The organism is Ancylomarina sp. 16SWW S1-10-2, assembly GCF_009669305.1.
Lineage (GTDB): Bacteria > Bacteroidota > Bacteroidia > Bacteroidales > Marinifilaceae > Ancylomarina.
Window position 1 is genome coordinate 124,427 of the sequence record NZ_SADB01000007.1, and the last position, 17,676, is coordinate 142,102.

Genomic DNA, 17,676 nt, shown 5'->3' on the forward strand with positions numbered 1-17,676 from the left:
ACAGCCGCAAAAATATACATTTTAAAGTTTGTAATACGATCTATTTATACTTTTCTCCTTTTTTATTTTTTTCTATTCAAATAAACTAGCCACAATACCACCGTTTAAGGAGCTCAACAAATAAGATTTACTTGCTTTGTCACAATACCAAACCCCTAAAACCACAGAAGGGGGACTTGATGTAAAAATACTTTGAGGGTCTCACTCCTTTTGTGAGGCTCTCAGTAAATTTGGATCAATACCTAGTCAGACCCTGACATTTACAGCTTGCTTATAGTCAGAGCCTGACAGAACAAAACTTGAGGGTCTCACTCTTTTTGTGAGGCCCTCAATAATTTGGAAAAATACATCTAACCATTCTACTACAGCAAAGCTGACAAAATAAACACCTTCAGGATTATGAAATTTATAATTAAGACTCATATTATCATAGTCTTATTTATACCTACTCAAAAATTCGCCCCTTATGGCTACTCCTCTATTTATATACCTAGCTCATTGTATTTAAACCACACTATGGAATCGTGCGGCAGCGGGGTTTCACCGAGTTCCGTTACGCTACAGTTCCCTAAAGGGGACTTGACATGAAAATACTTTGAGGGTCTCACTCTTTTTGTGAGGCTCTCAATAATTGTTTACTTTCGAGTACATATTTTATTAACTTCGCATGAACATAACCCAAACTACCTTCATGTTTAAACGATTCCGTACAAACGCTCCCATAAAGACATTAATTGATCTAATTATGCATTTAATTTCAATGATTAATCTTGAGTCTGTACACAAGTTCTTTTTTAAAAGAAAAGCCATTTACTACTTAATAGGAACATTTCTATTGGTCGCACTAAAGATTCCTATTGAAAAATTTCTTTCTAAGAATTTTGTTACACCTATCCTATCAAATGTGCAACCAGCATGGTCCCTTGATGTATTTGTTATAACAATAGCTCTGTGTATTATCCTATTGACGGTTTCAAGATTCAAAAAATATGTCGCTTCGACAAAATTCTTATTTTTAGAAATTTTAATCTTGGGTGTATATCTATATTACAGGTATAACGAAACACCTTGGACTTTCATATCGTTCTATTGGATGGATGGTATTAATTATGCAGATTTATTAATACTTGGGATTTTCTGCCAAGCAGTATTACTGATACCCTATAAAAAGGTAAAACAGAAAAATATACCAGGTTCTCTATTCGAAGATAAACCTTTGGGTAAAAAAGGGAAAGATATTTTAGGGTATAGTTCATATGCAGAACTTTTAGGGAATAAGATTCTTAATAGTCATTTCGATAAATCATTTGCCATTGGGATTAATGGTAAATGGGGATTAGGCAAAACTTCATTTATCGATTTACTTAAAAGAACTGTAAAAGCTCCTGATATCATCGAGATTGATTTCAATCCTTGGAATAGCCAATCTCCACAAGCTATTATTCAAGATTTTTTCGACTCATTTAATGAGAAAGTTCGTCCCTACCATTCATCTATAGTAAGATTATCAAATGAATATGCTGCAAAATTAGTTCAACTTAAACCTAATACGTTGACTAAATCTATTCAATTGATCACTTCTTCTCTAACTAACAACAAGCCTACAAACAGTTTATATCATCAGATAAACAAAGCTTTAGAGGAAATAAACAAAAAAGTAGTTGTATATATAGACGATCTTGATAGATTAGATAGCCATGAAATTGTTGAAGTCCTTAGACTCATAAGGAATACAGCTAATTTCTATAATACAATTTTTGTAGTCGCTTATGATCGTAATTATATTGTGAATGCCTTAAATAAGCATACTTCATTTGGAGAAATTGAATTCCTTGAAAAGATCTTTCAGTTAGAAGTTACCCTTCCTAATTTCAATAAAAATATTTTGCGAGAGGAACTTGCTGAAAAGTTAAAAAAGAGTTTTCCTAAAGCTAAACCAGAAACCTTTGATCATGCTATAGTTGGAAAAGCAAATTCGCAACCTACTTATTTGAATGAGTGGCTTGAAACCATGCGAGACGTTACACGATTAACAAATAATATTACAATCAATTATTCCAAATTAGTTGATGAAATTATATTTTATGATTTTTTGCAACTTGAGCTTATCAGATTAAAGTATCCATCGGTATATGAATTATTATTCAGAAGGAGATCTGATTTTTTAATAACAAAATATAATCAAAGGACAGGCACCAACCAATATGAATTAGGGAAAGATAAAAAAGGAGTAATTCTCGAAAACTATCTTAAAAACAATTATAAAAACCTTTCAATTCCAGAAAGTAATATTACTAAAATGTCATCCCTTATCAGTGGTATATTTCCAGAACCAGATATGTTTGGATTCAATACTAAAGAACATCTTTCAGTTATACACCCAAGTAAGTTTGATCGTTATTTTTCATACACGCTTCTACAAGGCGACTTATCTGAAATCGAATTTAGCAATGCTAGAGATTTAGACCATAATAAATTCTTGACAAAAATTACAGAATGGACAAAATTGGGACTTGCTGTTGAATTGAAAAATAGATTTTATGAAATTAACACATTTGATAGTCGAGAAGATTTCGAGAAAATAATACGAGCCATATTTCATTTAGCTATATTTCCAATTAGAAATACTAATATGGTATTTGTAAATATTGTAAATTTTGATAGCAAAAACTTATTAAAGAAGCTAGATAATTACGAGGATTCAATTGTAAAGAAGTACTACCCTAAAGAAGATGGAAAGAATCAATTAGAAAAGTTCATTGAATCTTTATTTGCTAATGCACCTAGCCCTTATACTTTCGAAGCACAAATTCTAAATAGAATTAACACTTCATATCAGAATATATATCCTATATCAGAGAAACTTAGTCATGAGTTAGTCATTAGCTACTTAAAGAAATATTGTCATGAAACAGCTACACTTGACGGACATATATGGAACTTATTTCATAAATGTAAATACAAAGAACACAATGATATAAATAGCAATAACATTATACCCCAAGAAGCTAAAGAGACTGTGAAAAACTTCTTTCTAAATAAAGATTTAGATGGATTTTTAGAAGCAATTGTTGATCAAAATAGTTTTGACAATGGAATCTATAGTTTAAGCACAATGATAGAAGTCATATTTGACACTTGGACGAATTTCGAAAATGAGTTGAATAAAAAGGATGAGTCTCAATATAAGAATCTCGAAGAGTTTAATCGTTTTTATAAGCTATTTTCTTCATCAAATCATTCTCAAGGCGTAGCTTTTGAATTTAAAAATATCAAAGTAAAACAATCAGAATAACTTCAGTTACACAAAACACCCCTTCCGTTGCTAAATTCTCTTGTTCCGTTGCCAAGGTGAGCTATTCCGTTGCACTTGCTTACCCTTGCGTTGCATGTGGGAGGTGCTCCGTTGCATGTTTGACCCATTCCGTTGCGCAGGTGAGGTGTTCCGTTGCAGTCGGCACCCTTCCGTTGCACAACGGAGATAGTGAAATTTGCAAGGGAAGCAGATTGGGCGCACAATATTGAACTCATTAGCCTATAGAACGAGTAGAAACAACAAACGAAGCATAAAAAAAAGCGAGCTGTCATCACCTTCGGAAATTTTGCCAGCACATTCCTTTTCGCGCTACCGCACGATTCTAACGTATGGAATTTGATTTATAAGGTAAAGGAACTCAATATTACCGAAGCGAAGTGAACCGAACGCAATGAGCTCACAACCAAAGGGATTAAAATAGCTAATCGCGCACCAACGGGCACAAAATAAGAACAGAACATTTATATCATGAGATTGCCACGAGCTCGTTCCTCACTCTCGCAATGACAAACCGCTTTATTCTTGATGCTTGACTGATATTTACTTGCTTTTCTTACAGTTCCCTCAAGGTGACTTGCATAAATATCTATCAGAAGCCACTTTTAAGGGTTTGGGGTAATTAGCATTTTGTAAGGCTCTCAATAATTTGGAACAATACCTAGTCAGACCCTGACACTTACAACCTGCTTATAGTCAGAGCCTGACAAAACGAAACTTGAGGCTCTAAATAAAAGAGAATCAGTTTAATAAAATCACAGTGCATTTATCATGAGATTGCCACGAGCTCGCTCCTCGCTCTCGCTACCGAGCCTGCGAAATTACCGAAGGTCATGACAGGTGAATTGAGCTTTAAATGCCAATAAAAAAGAAAGCCCCTCTCCTAAATGTACAAAGGAGAAGGGCTTACTTTAATTTAATCTACGACAGAGATTAAAGAACTATCTTTTGATTCGAGAACAGAACTACCACTTAAGTAAATATCAATCTTATGAGCCGCCTCACGTCCTTCACTAATGGCATGTACAACTAAAGATTGACCTCGACGCATATCACCCGCAGCAAAAATTCCTGCCTTAGACGTTTGATATCCATTTGTCTTTACATTTTTTCTTTCGTCCAAGTCAACTCCTAATTCGTTAATCAAACCATCGTGCTGTGGATGCAAAAATCCGACGGCTAAAAAAGCTAAATCACAAGGTATTTCACGTTCACTGCCTTCAATTTCTTCGAAACTTCTATTTTCCCACTTTATATCGACTAGTTTAACCGCTTTTAACTGCCCATTTTTATCACCAATAAACTCTTTGGTTAAGACCGACCATTCACGCTCACAACCTTCTTTTTGTGAACTACTCGTTTTTAATATGGCAGGGTATTGTGGCCAAGGTGTTACTGGGTTAAAATCTGTAGGTGGTTTAACCAGTAATTCAATTTGAAGTACTGACTTTGCTTTTTGACGAATAGATGTACCAACACAATCGGATCCTGTATCGCCACCACCAATGACTAAAACATGTTTGTCTTTAGCTAAAATATCATCTTTTTTTTCTATTTTATCCCCTTCGTTCCGCTTATTTTGCTGACGTAAAAAATCCAAAGCAAAATACACGCCTTTTAAATCTCGTCCCTTAATAGGCACATCTCTAGGAATTGTAGAACCGCCAGAAAGTAGTACAGCATCATAATCATTCAACACGCTATCAGTTGGGATATTTCTACCGACTTCAGCATTTGTTTTAAATAAAATACCTGCAGCTCTCATCATATCTAATCGACGATCGATCACCGTTTTCTCAAGTTTAAAATTTGGTATGCCGTATCGTAACAAACCACCTATACGATCACTCCTTTCGAATACCGTTACCGTATATCCTGCTGAGTTGAGTTGTGCTGCAGCTGCCAATCCAGCTGGACCTGAACCAATCACGGCTACTTTTTTATCACTTCGAATTAAGGGAATATTAGGCTTTACCCACCCTTCTTGATAAGCACGCTCAATAATACTTTTTTCGATTAACTCGATAGCTGTAGGTTCTTTATTGATAGATAATACGCACGAAGCTTCGCAAGGTGCAGGACAGATTCGCCCCGTAAACTCAGGAAAGTTATTGGTTGAGACCAATATCTCATAGGCAGCTTTCCAATTGTCTTTATAAACCATATCATTAAAATCTGGAATATTATTTCCCAGAGGACAGCCTGAATGACAAAAAGGTACACCGCAATCCATACATCGCGCAGCTTGTTTTTCGACTTTAATTTTACTTATTGATTGAATAAATTCTTTATGGTCTTTGATTCTAACTGCTACTGGATTTAAGGCAGGTAGTTCTCTTTTATATTCTAAAAATCCTGTTGATTTTCCCATCTTTTCAATTCTTTAATTTGAAATTTTTAACCTAAGAGACTCACTTTTTGTAAGGCTCTCAATAATTTGGAATAATACTAGTCATACCCTGACATGTGTAACTTGCCTATAGTCAGAGCATGATAAACTCGTTAAATCAAATCTGTGAAGCCAGAATACCTTTTTCAGGGACATAACCTTCCTTTTTTTGATTCTCAAGAGCGAGTTTGTATTCCTTTGGGAAAACCTTGATGAATTTTAGCATCGCATTATCCCAATTGTCTAGAATATGCTTAGCACGCTTACTTTTTGTATATTTTTGGTGTTTGCTAATGTAATCGCGTAACAATTCTTCATCTTCCATGTCGATACCTTCGCAATCGTCCAATTCGTAGTTTTTGTATTTATCAAAAGTACCATCAATATCGTACACATAAGCCACACCGCCTGACATACCTGCTCCAAAATTGGAACCAATATTACCTAGAATTATAACTGTTCCTCTAGTCATATACTCACAAGCATGACGTCCTACACCCTCGACAACAGCAGTTACGCCAGAATTTCTTACACAAAAACGCTCACCTGCTATACCATTAATATAAGCTTCACCTGATGTTGCACCATAAAAGGCAACATTACCGATAATCATATTTTCAGCCGCATCATAGGTCGATTTTCTATCGGGATAAACAATTAACTTGCTACCTGAAAGACCTTTTCCAAAATAATCGTTGGCTTCCCCCTCAAGCTCGAAAGTGATACCCTTAGCCGAAAAGGCTGCATAACTTTGTCCTGCCGAACCTCTGAATTTCAAATTGATTGTATCTTCAGGCAATCCTGCAGATTTATATTTTTTAGATATCTCGTTAGATAATAAAGTTCCTACAGCTCTATCTGTATTCACCAAATCGAACTCGCCATAAACCTTTTCTCCTTTTTCGAGTGCAGCTTTTGCCAATTTAATCAGTTTCCAATCGAAAAATTTATCAATACCATGATCCTGTTCCGTTTTTTTATACAGTCCAACATCCTTACTTGCTTTCTCCTTATAAAGGATAGGACTTAAGTCGAGGCTCCTAATTTTCCAGTGTTCAATATCTTCTCTCAATCTAAGCACATCGGTCTGACCAACCATTTCGTTAATCGTTCGAAAACCTAATTCAGCCATAATCTGACGTAAATCTTCAGCTAAAAAAGTGAAAAAATTCACAACATGCTCTGGCTTTCCTGTAAAGAGCTTACGCAATTCTTTATCTTGAGTTGCCACACCAACAGGACAGGTATTTGAATGACATTTACGCATCATTACACAACCCATTACAATTAGTCCTGCTGTTGCAATACCCCATTCTTCAGCCCCTAAAAGAGTCGCGATAGCCAAATCTCGACCCGTACGCAATTGACCATCAGTTTGAAGAGTAATTCTATCTCTCAACTTATTTTTAACCAAAGTTTGATGTGTTTCTGACAAACCTAGCTCCCATGAAGTTCCTGTGTGTTGTACAGAACTAATTGGTGAAGCACCGGTTCCTCCATCGAATCCTGAAATCAAAACCACATCGGCATGAGCCTTAGCTACACCTGCTGCAATGGTACCAACCCCAGCTTTTGAAACCAATTTCACATTGATTCTTGCTTTTCGATTGGCATTTTTTAAATCATAAATTAACTGAGCTAAATCCTCAATACTATAAATATCGTGATGTGGTGGTGGTGATATCAATCCCACACCTGGTGTACTATGTCGCACTTTACCAATCCATTCATTCACCTTATATCCTGGAAGTTGCCCACCTTCACCTGGCTTAGCTCCCTGTGCCATCTTAATTTGAATTTCATCAGCCTCACTAAGGTAATATGAAGTGACACCAAAACGCCCCGAAGCAACCTGCTTAATAGCCGAACGCATGCTATCACCATTGGGAAGTGGCTCGAATCTCATTTCGTCTTCGCCTCCTTCTCCACAATTACTTTTACCACCAATACGATTCATTGCAATAGCTAAAGTAGAATGCGCCTCGTGCGATATGGATCCAAAAGACATGGCTCCAGTTGCAAAACGTTTAAATATATTCTCAATAGGTTCAACCTCACTCAAAGGAATCGATTTGCGCTTTTTAAATTCAAAAAGGCTCCTGATTGTTACCGCCTTTTCAGACTGATTGTTAATCTCTTTTGCATATTCATTATAAACTTCTTGAGACTTCGTTCTAGCAGCCTGTTGCAGCAGACGAATAGTTGTTGGGTTAAATAAGTGGTGTTCTCCCTTTTGTTTCCACTGATAAATTCCTCCTTCATCTAAACGGGGTTTTAATCCTGCTTGCTTAGGGAATGCCAATTGGTGACGAACCAACACCTCATATGAAACACCTTCAAATCCAATACCACCCAATCGAGAAACGGTTCCTTTAAAGCATTTATTTATAACGTCGTTGGATAAACCTATAGATTCAAATATTTGAGCTCCTTGGTAAGATTGAAGGGTTGAAATTCCCATCTTCGAAAAGATCTTAAGCAAACCATTACCTATAGCTGCAATATAATTTTTAAAAGCGATTTCATTTGTAAGGTTTTTAGGAGATAATTTATTAGCTTCAAGAGATACAATCGTATCAAATGCCATATAAGGGTTAATAGCATTAGCTCCATAACCAATTAATGTTGCAAAATGATGCGTTTCTCTTACATCTCCAGCTTCTACAATTAAACCTACACGCACACGCAAACCATTTTCAATTAAGTGATGATGAATAGCTCCAACTGCAAGTAGCGATGGAATAGGCGCATGGTCTGTGTCTATTTTTTTATCTGAAATTATAATTACATTGTAACCATTTTCTATAATTGCCTTATCAACCACCTCGCACATAAGATTTAATGCCTTTTCCAATTCACCAGGTTCACCTGATGCAGAATAAACGGCATCGAGTACCTTGATACGGAAATTAGTATCATGATAATTTTGCAATTTGTAAAGCTGCTCATTAGTCAAGACTGGCTGGTCGAATACAATTTGCTTACAATGCAAAGGCGTTTCAGACAATAGATTATACAGTTTCCCTACTGAACATCTTAAAGACATCACAATTCTCTCCCTAATAGGATCGATTGGCGGATTACTAACCTGTGCAAATTGTTGTTGAAAGTAATTTGACAGGTGACGACTTTGATTAGAGAGAATTGCTAAAGGCACATCACTCCCCATAGAACCTATTGGCTCCTTGCCTTCTTCAGCCATACTTGTGATAATAAATTTCACATCTTCCTGACTAAAACCAAATGCCTGTTGACGACTCAATAAATTTTCAGTATCGTATTTTAATGATGGCTGTTCAGGAATATTATCAATATGTAATTGATTCATATCCAACCAACTTCTATAATCCGCTCGTTTACTTATCTCTGCTTTTATTTCCTTATCAAATACTATTTTCCCCTTTTCCAGATCAACATATATCATTTTACCGGGTTGCACACGCCATTTTCTCACAATCTTTTCTGGAGCAATAGGCAAAGCACCCACTTCCGACGAAACAATTATTCTATCATCATTAGTTAGAATTAGTCTCGAAGGGCGAAGACCATTTCGATCTAGAGTCGCTCCCACAATGTTTCCATCGGTAAAGCAAATGGAAGCGGGTCCATCCCAAGGCTCCATTATGGAAGCATGATACTGGTAGAAAGCTTTCTTGTCATCATCCATTTTACGCGATTTCTGCCATGCCTCTGGTAGTAACATCATCAATGTATGTGGTAAAGATCGACCTCCCATTACTAGCATTTCAACCATCGAATCTAGATTACCCGAATCAGAATTCGTTTCATCCATCACTGGACGTAACTTAATCATATCTTCGTGGGTAAACTTGGTACACTCCAAAAATTTCTCATTGGAACGCATCCAGTTCATATTCCCTTTAATGGTATTTATCTCACCATTGTGAGCAATATAACGGAAAGGCTGAGCCAATCGCCACTTAGGAAATGTATTTGTTGAGAATCGTGAATGAATCAAGGCTATTGCCGATTCAAGGTCTTCATCGAGTAAATCGGTATAATATTTTCGGGTTTGATGCGTTCTAAACTGTCCCTTATACACTAAGGTTTTATATGAGAAAGATGTGAAATAAAAGCTTTGATTGTTATTTAAAACCATCTTATTGATCGTATGCGCACTATATTGTCGCAATACAAAGAGCTTACGCTCTAGATCCATACCTGTCAATCCATCTTTATGCTTTACAAAAATCTGTTCTCCTTTAGGTTCAGTCTTGCGAGCAGTTTCACCCACAGCATTTGATACAGAAGGAACATCACGGTAACCAATCAACTCAAAGCCTAGTTCAGACAAATTGATATTCAAAAGTCTTCGACATTCTTCTCTCTCCTTAACATCCTCAGGAAAGTATATCATACCAACACCGTACTCACCAAAGGCTGGTAATTCCAGACCAATAAGCTTAAGCTTTTTTCTGAAAAATTTGTCTGGAACTTGTATTAAAATACCTGCACCATCACCAGTTTCGGGATCACTCCCAATTGCTCCACGGTGTTCCATATTTTCTAGCATTGTTAATGCATCAAGAACTATCTGGTGAGATTTTTCTCCTTTTACATGAGCAATAAATCCAATACCACAAGCATCTGATTCACACTGTGGCAAATACATTGACTTTTCTCTTTGGTCACATTCGTCATGGGGTTGATTCATCTTTGTCATAAAAATTCCTTTTGGCTTAGATGATTTAACTTTAAAAGCTAAATCAAGGGTTAATAGTTTATTAATGGCTATTCACAGATTAGTGGTTATGTGAATAGTTGTTATTCTAAATTTTGACTGTTTAAGGACAAGCCAACGTATGGCGCATAAATGATTAAATCATCTTCGAGCAGAAGGCAACTGACATTTACATCTTTGAGGAAGTGTTGTTGTTTATTGTTGTTTAGCAAACTCAAATTCTTACTTTTTATCCCCTTTCTAAACAGGCTCTTTTTAATCAAAAATAAGGAGTGATTTGATCAAAAAAATGAAGGATTAAAGCAATACAAATTTTAGTTTTTTTGACATTAAAACTGTACTTACATTTCTAATGTCATATCTTAAATATAGCTTATTGTAAAAGGAAAAACAAACCTTAAATCATTATACATCACATATTCAAAGCTAAAAAACAAAGGTTATTTTTAGATAAAAACAAAGTCATATTACACCCTATGCTTGTAAAAATGCCCTGTTTAAAGAATGAAAGTTGAAATATATAAATGCAAGGTTCAAGGATATGAATTTTTTATTTTTTTTTGAATTTCTAGTCATTCTAAATTCCGCAAAGGATTACGAAATTCATCAATTCACAAAAATAATTATTGGATTGAGAAACAAACGAAAATATTATGACTAATACCACCAAAAATGGAAACGATTTCGAGAATACCGTTTTTAGCATTAAATATTATTGAAAAATAGGACTATAAAAATCGAAGATTAACAAACACTAAAAATAGCATATTAAAGCCTTTTTAAAAGTATGTTTTTTAAGCGGATTATCATTCGTGACAACTTCTGGTTTTTGAGCCTATTTATTGGCTCCAATTATTAATTTGCACCCTAATTAAAATATAATTAGGTGTTGATTGGAAAAGATAATATCCAAAATATAACCGTTAAATATTAACTTAGTTGATCTCTCAAGCTTGGTACTAAAACAAGTTAGAATGCCTTTTTTTTTATATGATAGGATCCTTCTTTGTTTTTTCATATACAACAAGACTATTTAATGAACTTTCAAACCCCATTACCTATGAGAAATCAATTCTTTGTGTTCCATTTCTCTCAATCTAAGAATTACAAAATCTAATCTGTAGAGATATTATAAACTCCCTTAACCAAAACCTTGTCCAAATTGTTATTTTCTAAGATCTCTGTATACCCTTTTGATTTGCTACCTATTGTCACTTTTTCTTTACTGAAAAAATAGCTAGTCTTATCCTTCTTATTAACTCTCAAGACAAAATATTCACTTCCTGATTTGATAATCGCATCACTTGGTAAAGCCATCGCATTCTTCTCATTGGTTTTAATTTTAGCCTGAATAAATGAACCATGAATCAATTTTGATTTAGCCTTTCTATCTATGGAAGCTAAACAGTGAATACTTTTAGTCTCCATATCGATACCTTTACCTATTGAAGTTAATTTAGCTTCATAAACTGTTTCAGTATCTCCAATATTATTAAAATGAACGGTCTGTCCAAGCTGTAACTTATTCACATCTTTTTCGAAAACAGCAATTTCCAATTGAAGTTGATTGGTATTAATTTGTTCTATCAATTGCTGATTCTGTTCAATATATTGCCCAAGTGTTAAGTTCTGTTTGGTTAAATAGCCATTAATAGGTGCTTTAAGAGGTAAAGAAACATACAAATCGCCACTTTCAATTTTCGAAAGATCTAGGTCTAACATATTGAGCTTAATAGTCAAACTCTTCAACTTGCCGAGCGTTGTCTTATATTCACTCTCTATTTTAAGAAACTCCTTCTCTGCAATTATCTTATCCTTAAACAGTGATGTGGTTCTATCGTAATCGGCTTTAATCACCTTCAAATTGGCTTTTGTTTCAATAAAACGCTGCTGAATATCTATTAAGCCATTCGAATTAAGCTCACAAATAACTTGTCCCTTTTTCACATAGTCACCTAAACTAAAATTGATCGATTTAATAATTCCTGATATGGGTGTACTTATTTTAGCACATCCCAAAGGTGAGGCTTTTACAAAACCAGTACAAGCAATTTCATCTTCAAAGCAGTGCATACTAGCCGCTCCAATTGCCATCCCCTCTGCTTTAAATTGCTCTTGGCTGATGGTAATAAGATTCGATGTTTCATTTCCATCTGCTTCTTGAGCCGTCTTATTTTTACAAGCTAAAAGAGATAAAATGAGCAAAATATAAATAGTAATCCGATTCGCTTTCATAGTGATTCTGATTTATAGGTTTAAATGTGTTGATTCTATTGTTTGTAAATGTTCTCGTGTTCCAAACTGCTGATTATTTGATAAGCTCGTTATTGATACAAAAACGATGATTATACCTGTGATAAGCGTTTCCTTTTTGATAAATCGAAAAGAACGCCAATTGAAACCTTTTACGCTATAAAAAAGTTCAAACAATAAGGGCAAAGCAATCATCGTAAGCATGGTAGAAGTAATTAAACCTCCAATAACAACTGTTGCCAATGGACGCTGAACCTCCGCTCCTGCTCCTGTTGAAATAGCCATTGGTAAAAAACCCATGGCTGCAGCTGCAGCCGTTAACATTACGGGACGTAAACGGTCTTTAGTTCCTTGCAAAATGAGATGCCTCATATCCATTCCTCCTTTTTCTTGCAGATCTTTTAAATGCTCTATCAATACAATTCCGTTGAGCACTGCAATACCAAACAGGGCTATAAAACCAATACCTGCCGATACACTAAATGGCATGCCTCTTATCCAAAGGAAAAGTATACCACCCACTGTAGATAAAGGAACAGCCGTAAAAATCATAATGGCATCCTTAAGCGATTTAAAGGCAAAGTGCAAAAAAATAAATATGAGTAAAAGTGCCAATGGAACCACATAAATTAAGCGTTGTGTCGCATTTTGAAGGTTTTCGAATTGCCCTCCATAAACAATATAATTTCCAGGTTTTAAGGTAATTCGATCATCTATTTTAGCTTGAATATCTTCAACGACCGACTGTAGATCTCTATTACGAACATTTACACTCACCACAACACGTCGGTGGGTATTTTCGCGAGATATTTTGGCAGGTCCTTCAGAAAAGGAAATTTCGGCTAACTCATTCATTGGAATTTGATTTCCATTTGGTAAGGGAACCATCAAATTCTGAATATTGTCGATATCCATTCTATTTTGCTTCTGTAAGCGAACCACCAAATCGAAACGCTTTTCACCTTCGAAAACGCTTCCTGTACTTTCACCACCAAAAGCCATAGATAAATAGGTATTCAAACTTTCCATGTTTAAACCATATTGCGCAACTTTACCTCTATGATAGCGCACACTCATTTGAGGTAAGCCTTCTGTTTTTTCAAGAATCACATCGGCTGCACCGGGTACATCCTCAATCAATTTTTTAATCTCAGTCGCTTTTTCATTTAAATAGGATAAATCTTCACCAAAAACCTTAATTGCAATATCGGAACGAACACCCGTTATCAATTCGTTAAAACGCATTTCAATGGGCTGAGTAAATTCATATTCTATACCCGGAATAATCGAAAGAGCTTCCTTAAACTTATCAGCTAAAGCTTCTTTGCTCTTTGCTGAAGTCCATTCTCCTCGTGGTTTCATTTTAATAATCATATCGATCTCTTCCATAGACATAGGATCGGTTGGTACTTCGGCAGCACCAATTCGACAGACTATTTGATCAATTTCAGGAAACTCATCAAGTAATATATTTTCCATTCGAGTCGTCAACTCAACCGTTTTAGACAATGAAGTTCCTGTTTTTAGAACTGGCTGAATCACAAAATCACCTTCGTCGAGAGTTGGGACAAACTCACCTCCCATTCGCGTAAACAAAACTGCCGTCATTAAAAAAATGAGAAGTGAACCTCCTAAAACTAATTTCTTATGACCACAAGACCATTTCATTACAGGACTATACGAGTTGTAAGCCAAATTCATTATTTTTTGAGACATGCCACGCTTATTTTCTTTAACTGGTTTTAGAAATAAGCTCGAAGCTACGGGAAGCCAAGTTAAACCTAAAATCATAGCTCCAATTATGGCAAAACTAAAAGATAAGGCCATAGGTTGAAACATCTTTCCTTCAACACCACGAAGCGATAGAATAGGTATAAAAACGATTAGTATAATAACTTGACCAAATATAGCCGAATTCATCATTTTTGAAGCACCTGAGAAAGTCACCTTATCGATTAATCGTTGTCTTTCTTCAGGTTTTGATTGATCGAGAATAAGCTGCTGCGAATTAATGCGAATGGCAATATATTCCACAATAATAACGGCACCATCTATTATAATACCAAAGTCGAGTGCCCCTAAACTCATGAGGTTTGCATCAATTCCAAAAAGATACATTAATGAAAGTGTAAATAGAAGTGCCAAAGGAATCATAGAGGCAATAACTAGGGCTGATCGAATGTTTCCCAACAAAAGGATAACTATCAGAACAACAATTAAACAACCTAAAACTAAGTTCTCCACAATAGTAAAAGTCGTTTTCCCAATCAACTCAGAACGCTCAAGAATGGGATTTATAAATACACCTTCGGGTAAACTCTCTTGAACTTCAGCAACACGCTCTTTAACCTCATTAATTACAAGTTTTGAATTGGCATTCTTAAGCATCATAATTTGCCCAAGTACTTTTTCACCTTGTCCGTTAGCCGTAATAGCACCAAAGCGATTGGCATACCCAAAGTGAACCCTTGCAACATCTTTTACCAAAATTGGGATTCCAGCATTATTCTTCACAACAATATCTTCAATATCTTTTATCGATTTTACCTGTCCGTCTCCCCGAATAAAATACGCTTGATTCGTTTTTTCTATATACGCTCCACCAGAAATACTGTTGTTCGACTTAAGTGCATCGAAAACAGACATGAGTGTTAAATTCATATTCCTTAAACGAATAGGATCAATAGCAACTTCGTATTGTTTAAGATATCCACCCCAACTATTCACCTCTACGACACCAGGAATTCCAGATAGTTGGCGTTTAACAATCCAATCTTGCACGGTTCTTAAATCCATCGCCGAGTAACGATCTTCATAGCCAGGCTTAACATCTAATATATATTGATATATTTCGCCAAGTCCCGTCGTAATAGGTCCCATTTCGGGCGTACCAAATCCATCAGGAATATTTGCTGAGGCTGCCTTTATTTTTTCCGCAATTAATTGGCGTGGTAAGTAAGTTCCAATCTCTTCATTGAAAACTATTGTAACAACTGATAAACCAAACTTAGATATGGAACGAATTTCCTCAACACCTGGAAGATTCGCCATTTCTAACTCAACAGGAGCGGTAATGAATTGTTCAATTTCTTGAGTAGAGAGATTTCCAGAAGTCGTAATAACCTGAACTTGATTGTTAGTAATATCTGGCACAGCGCCAATGGGTATATTAAGAATAGCATAACTACCAAATAGAGCTATTGATAGTGTAAATAGGATTACAATCAGTTTGTTTTTAATGCTAAAATCAATGATTTTTTCTAACATAAATTTGAAACTTAAGGCGTGTAAATTGTATCGTATTGGATATTATGTTTACAACAACTATTCTAAGATAACTCACCACTTCCAACTTCACATTCCAACCTTATTATCTCTTAAATAGATATTCAACCAAACTGCACCCATCGATAGTATATCCAAATCATTATTCTTAATATCTATATAGAATAAAATTGTCAATAAAATTAGATTGCTGATTACCAAATTTATAAAATAAGAATACGCAAAACTAATTTCACTGTATATATAATGTAAAAAAGTGCAACCTATTGGCTGCACTTTTCATTTAAACTTAATTTTGAAAAAAAAAACAATATTATTTTAACCTAATAAATCTTCTTACAAGATTAATTTGTTCAATTCACTTTGTTTTATATTTCTAAGTCTCCTGTGGATTTAAGGAATTTAATTTCACTTAACTTATAATTTATTTTAGAATCAATAAGCTCATTATAGGCTTTTTGCCAAAAAGTTTGAGCATCGAGTAATTCTCTCGTATTAGCTAATCCTTCATAAAAACTATTCTTTGTTAACTCAACATTCTCGTTAGCTTGATCCATCGAGATTTTCGCTAATTCGATTTGTTGAAAAGCTTCCTGTAAATTAAAATACGACTGTTGAACTTCGAGACTAATTAAATCCTCTGTTCTATCCTTCTCAAGCTCTATCTGTTTGCTTTTAAATCGAGCAGTAGCAAGTTTATGTTTTCTCTCCTGCCAATGAAAGATTGGAACACTTACCTTTGCCTGAACAGCCAATATTTTTGTTGAACCAATTAAATCATTTATCTTACTCATATAAGAATATGAAGCTCCAACCCCCATTTGAGGTAAATACTCAGCTCTCTCAAATTTGACCTGTTCCTTAGATATTTCAATCTGTTTAGCTTGCATTAATAGCTCTGGACGATTTTTCAAAGCTTTCTGCATGTAATCAGTCTGTACTGTATTTTCATTAACTTGAATAATCGTATCAACAGCAACAATATCGCTCATTAAATCTCTACCTATAACCTGGCACAAAGCCATTTTCGATAATACATAACCATTTTTTATTCGAAACAAGTTTAATCGAGCTTGATTCAACTGCACTTGAGCTTTTAACAACTCATTTTTAGTTGTTATCTCCAAGTCGAAAGCATTTTGTAAATCTTGAACCAAAGTCGAAAGCATGGCAACATATTTCTTCGCCAATGTCACTTTTTCTTTTACAGAAACCAAGTTCCAATAAGCTTGGTCAGTTTCCAACAAGACATCAGAAGATTGAAGCTTTTTATTATATATTGAGATTTCAGAACCCAACTTGCTCATTGCATAAGCTGTACGAATTTTTCCTCCCATATAAATTGGCTGTTCAACTTGTAAGCTTGCCGAATGGTAGTCAATGTTTCCCATTTCTATATTAAAGCCTGGAAAATAGACATCACTTATTCCTGTATAATTCCCTAGCGACGCCTCAGCCTCGCTACTTGCTGTTGGTAAAAAGCCACCAGAAAGACTAATATCATCAATATCATGATAATAATTATACGAACCTGTAGCTGAGAAATTTGGTAAAAAATGAGTAAATGCAAACTTTACATTCGACTGATTTTCAGCAATAATTTGGTCTGCAATCTTTATCTTCTGATTATACTCTAATGCCAAAGCCCTACTCTCCTTAAGCGAGAGTTTTTCTTGTCCTATAACTTGAAATACAATCAAGCTAAGGAATAATATACTAAATATCCTTTTCATC

At 35.1% G+C, this 17,676-nt stretch carries 6 protein-coding genes; 1 reads left to right on the forward strand and 5 read right to left on the reverse strand.

The genetic code is table 11. The features are described 5' to 3' along the window. Positions 1-745: 745 nt before the first annotated feature. Positions 746-3,295, forward strand: coding sequence for a P-loop NTPase fold protein (locus tag EMN46_RS07560; RefSeq protein ID WP_195715210.1), 2,550 nt, complete (start codon positions 746-748; stop codon positions 3,293-3,295). A gap of 934 nt (positions 3,296-4,229) precedes the next feature. Here EMN46_RS07560 and EMN46_RS07565 read toward each other — a convergent pair. The 5 genes from EMN46_RS07565 to EMN46_RS07585 all read right to left on the reverse strand — a co-directional run bounded on the left by EMN46_RS07565 (position 4,230) and on the right by EMN46_RS07585 (position 17,675). Beyond that, on the reverse strand, positions 4,230-5,684 hold the full coding sequence (locus EMN46_RS07565; RefSeq protein ID WP_154200194.1) for a glutamate synthase subunit beta: 1,455 nt from the start codon (positions 5,682-5,684) through the stop codon (positions 4,230-4,232). 136 nt (positions 5,685-5,820) lie between these two features. Next, positions 5,821-10,386 carry a glutamate synthase large subunit gene (gene gltB / locus EMN46_RS07570; protein ID WP_229130302.1) on the reverse strand — a complete coding sequence of 1,522 codons (4,566 nt, stop codon included), beginning with the start codon at positions 10,384-10,386 and terminating at the stop codon, positions 5,821-5,823. Positions 10,387-11,517: 1,131 nt separating this feature from the next. Beyond that, a complete protein-coding gene (locus EMN46_RS07575) occupies positions 11,518-12,639 on the reverse strand; it encodes an efflux RND transporter periplasmic adaptor subunit (protein WP_154200195.1) in 1,122 nt (373 codons plus the stop codon). A 12-nt stretch (positions 12,640-12,651) separates the two neighbouring features. Further along, positions 12,652-15,924 carry an efflux RND transporter permease subunit gene (locus EMN46_RS07580; protein WP_154200196.1) on the reverse strand — a complete coding sequence of 1,091 codons (3,273 nt, stop codon included), beginning with the start codon at positions 15,922-15,924 and terminating at the stop codon, positions 12,652-12,654. A 386-nt stretch (positions 15,925-16,310) separates the two neighbouring features. After that, positions 16,311-17,675 (reverse strand): TolC family protein, encoded by a 1,365-nt coding sequence (locus EMN46_RS07585; RefSeq protein ID WP_195715211.1) that lies wholly within the window; start codon positions 17,673-17,675, stop codon positions 16,311-16,313. Between the last annotated feature and the right edge of the window lies 1 nt (position 17,676).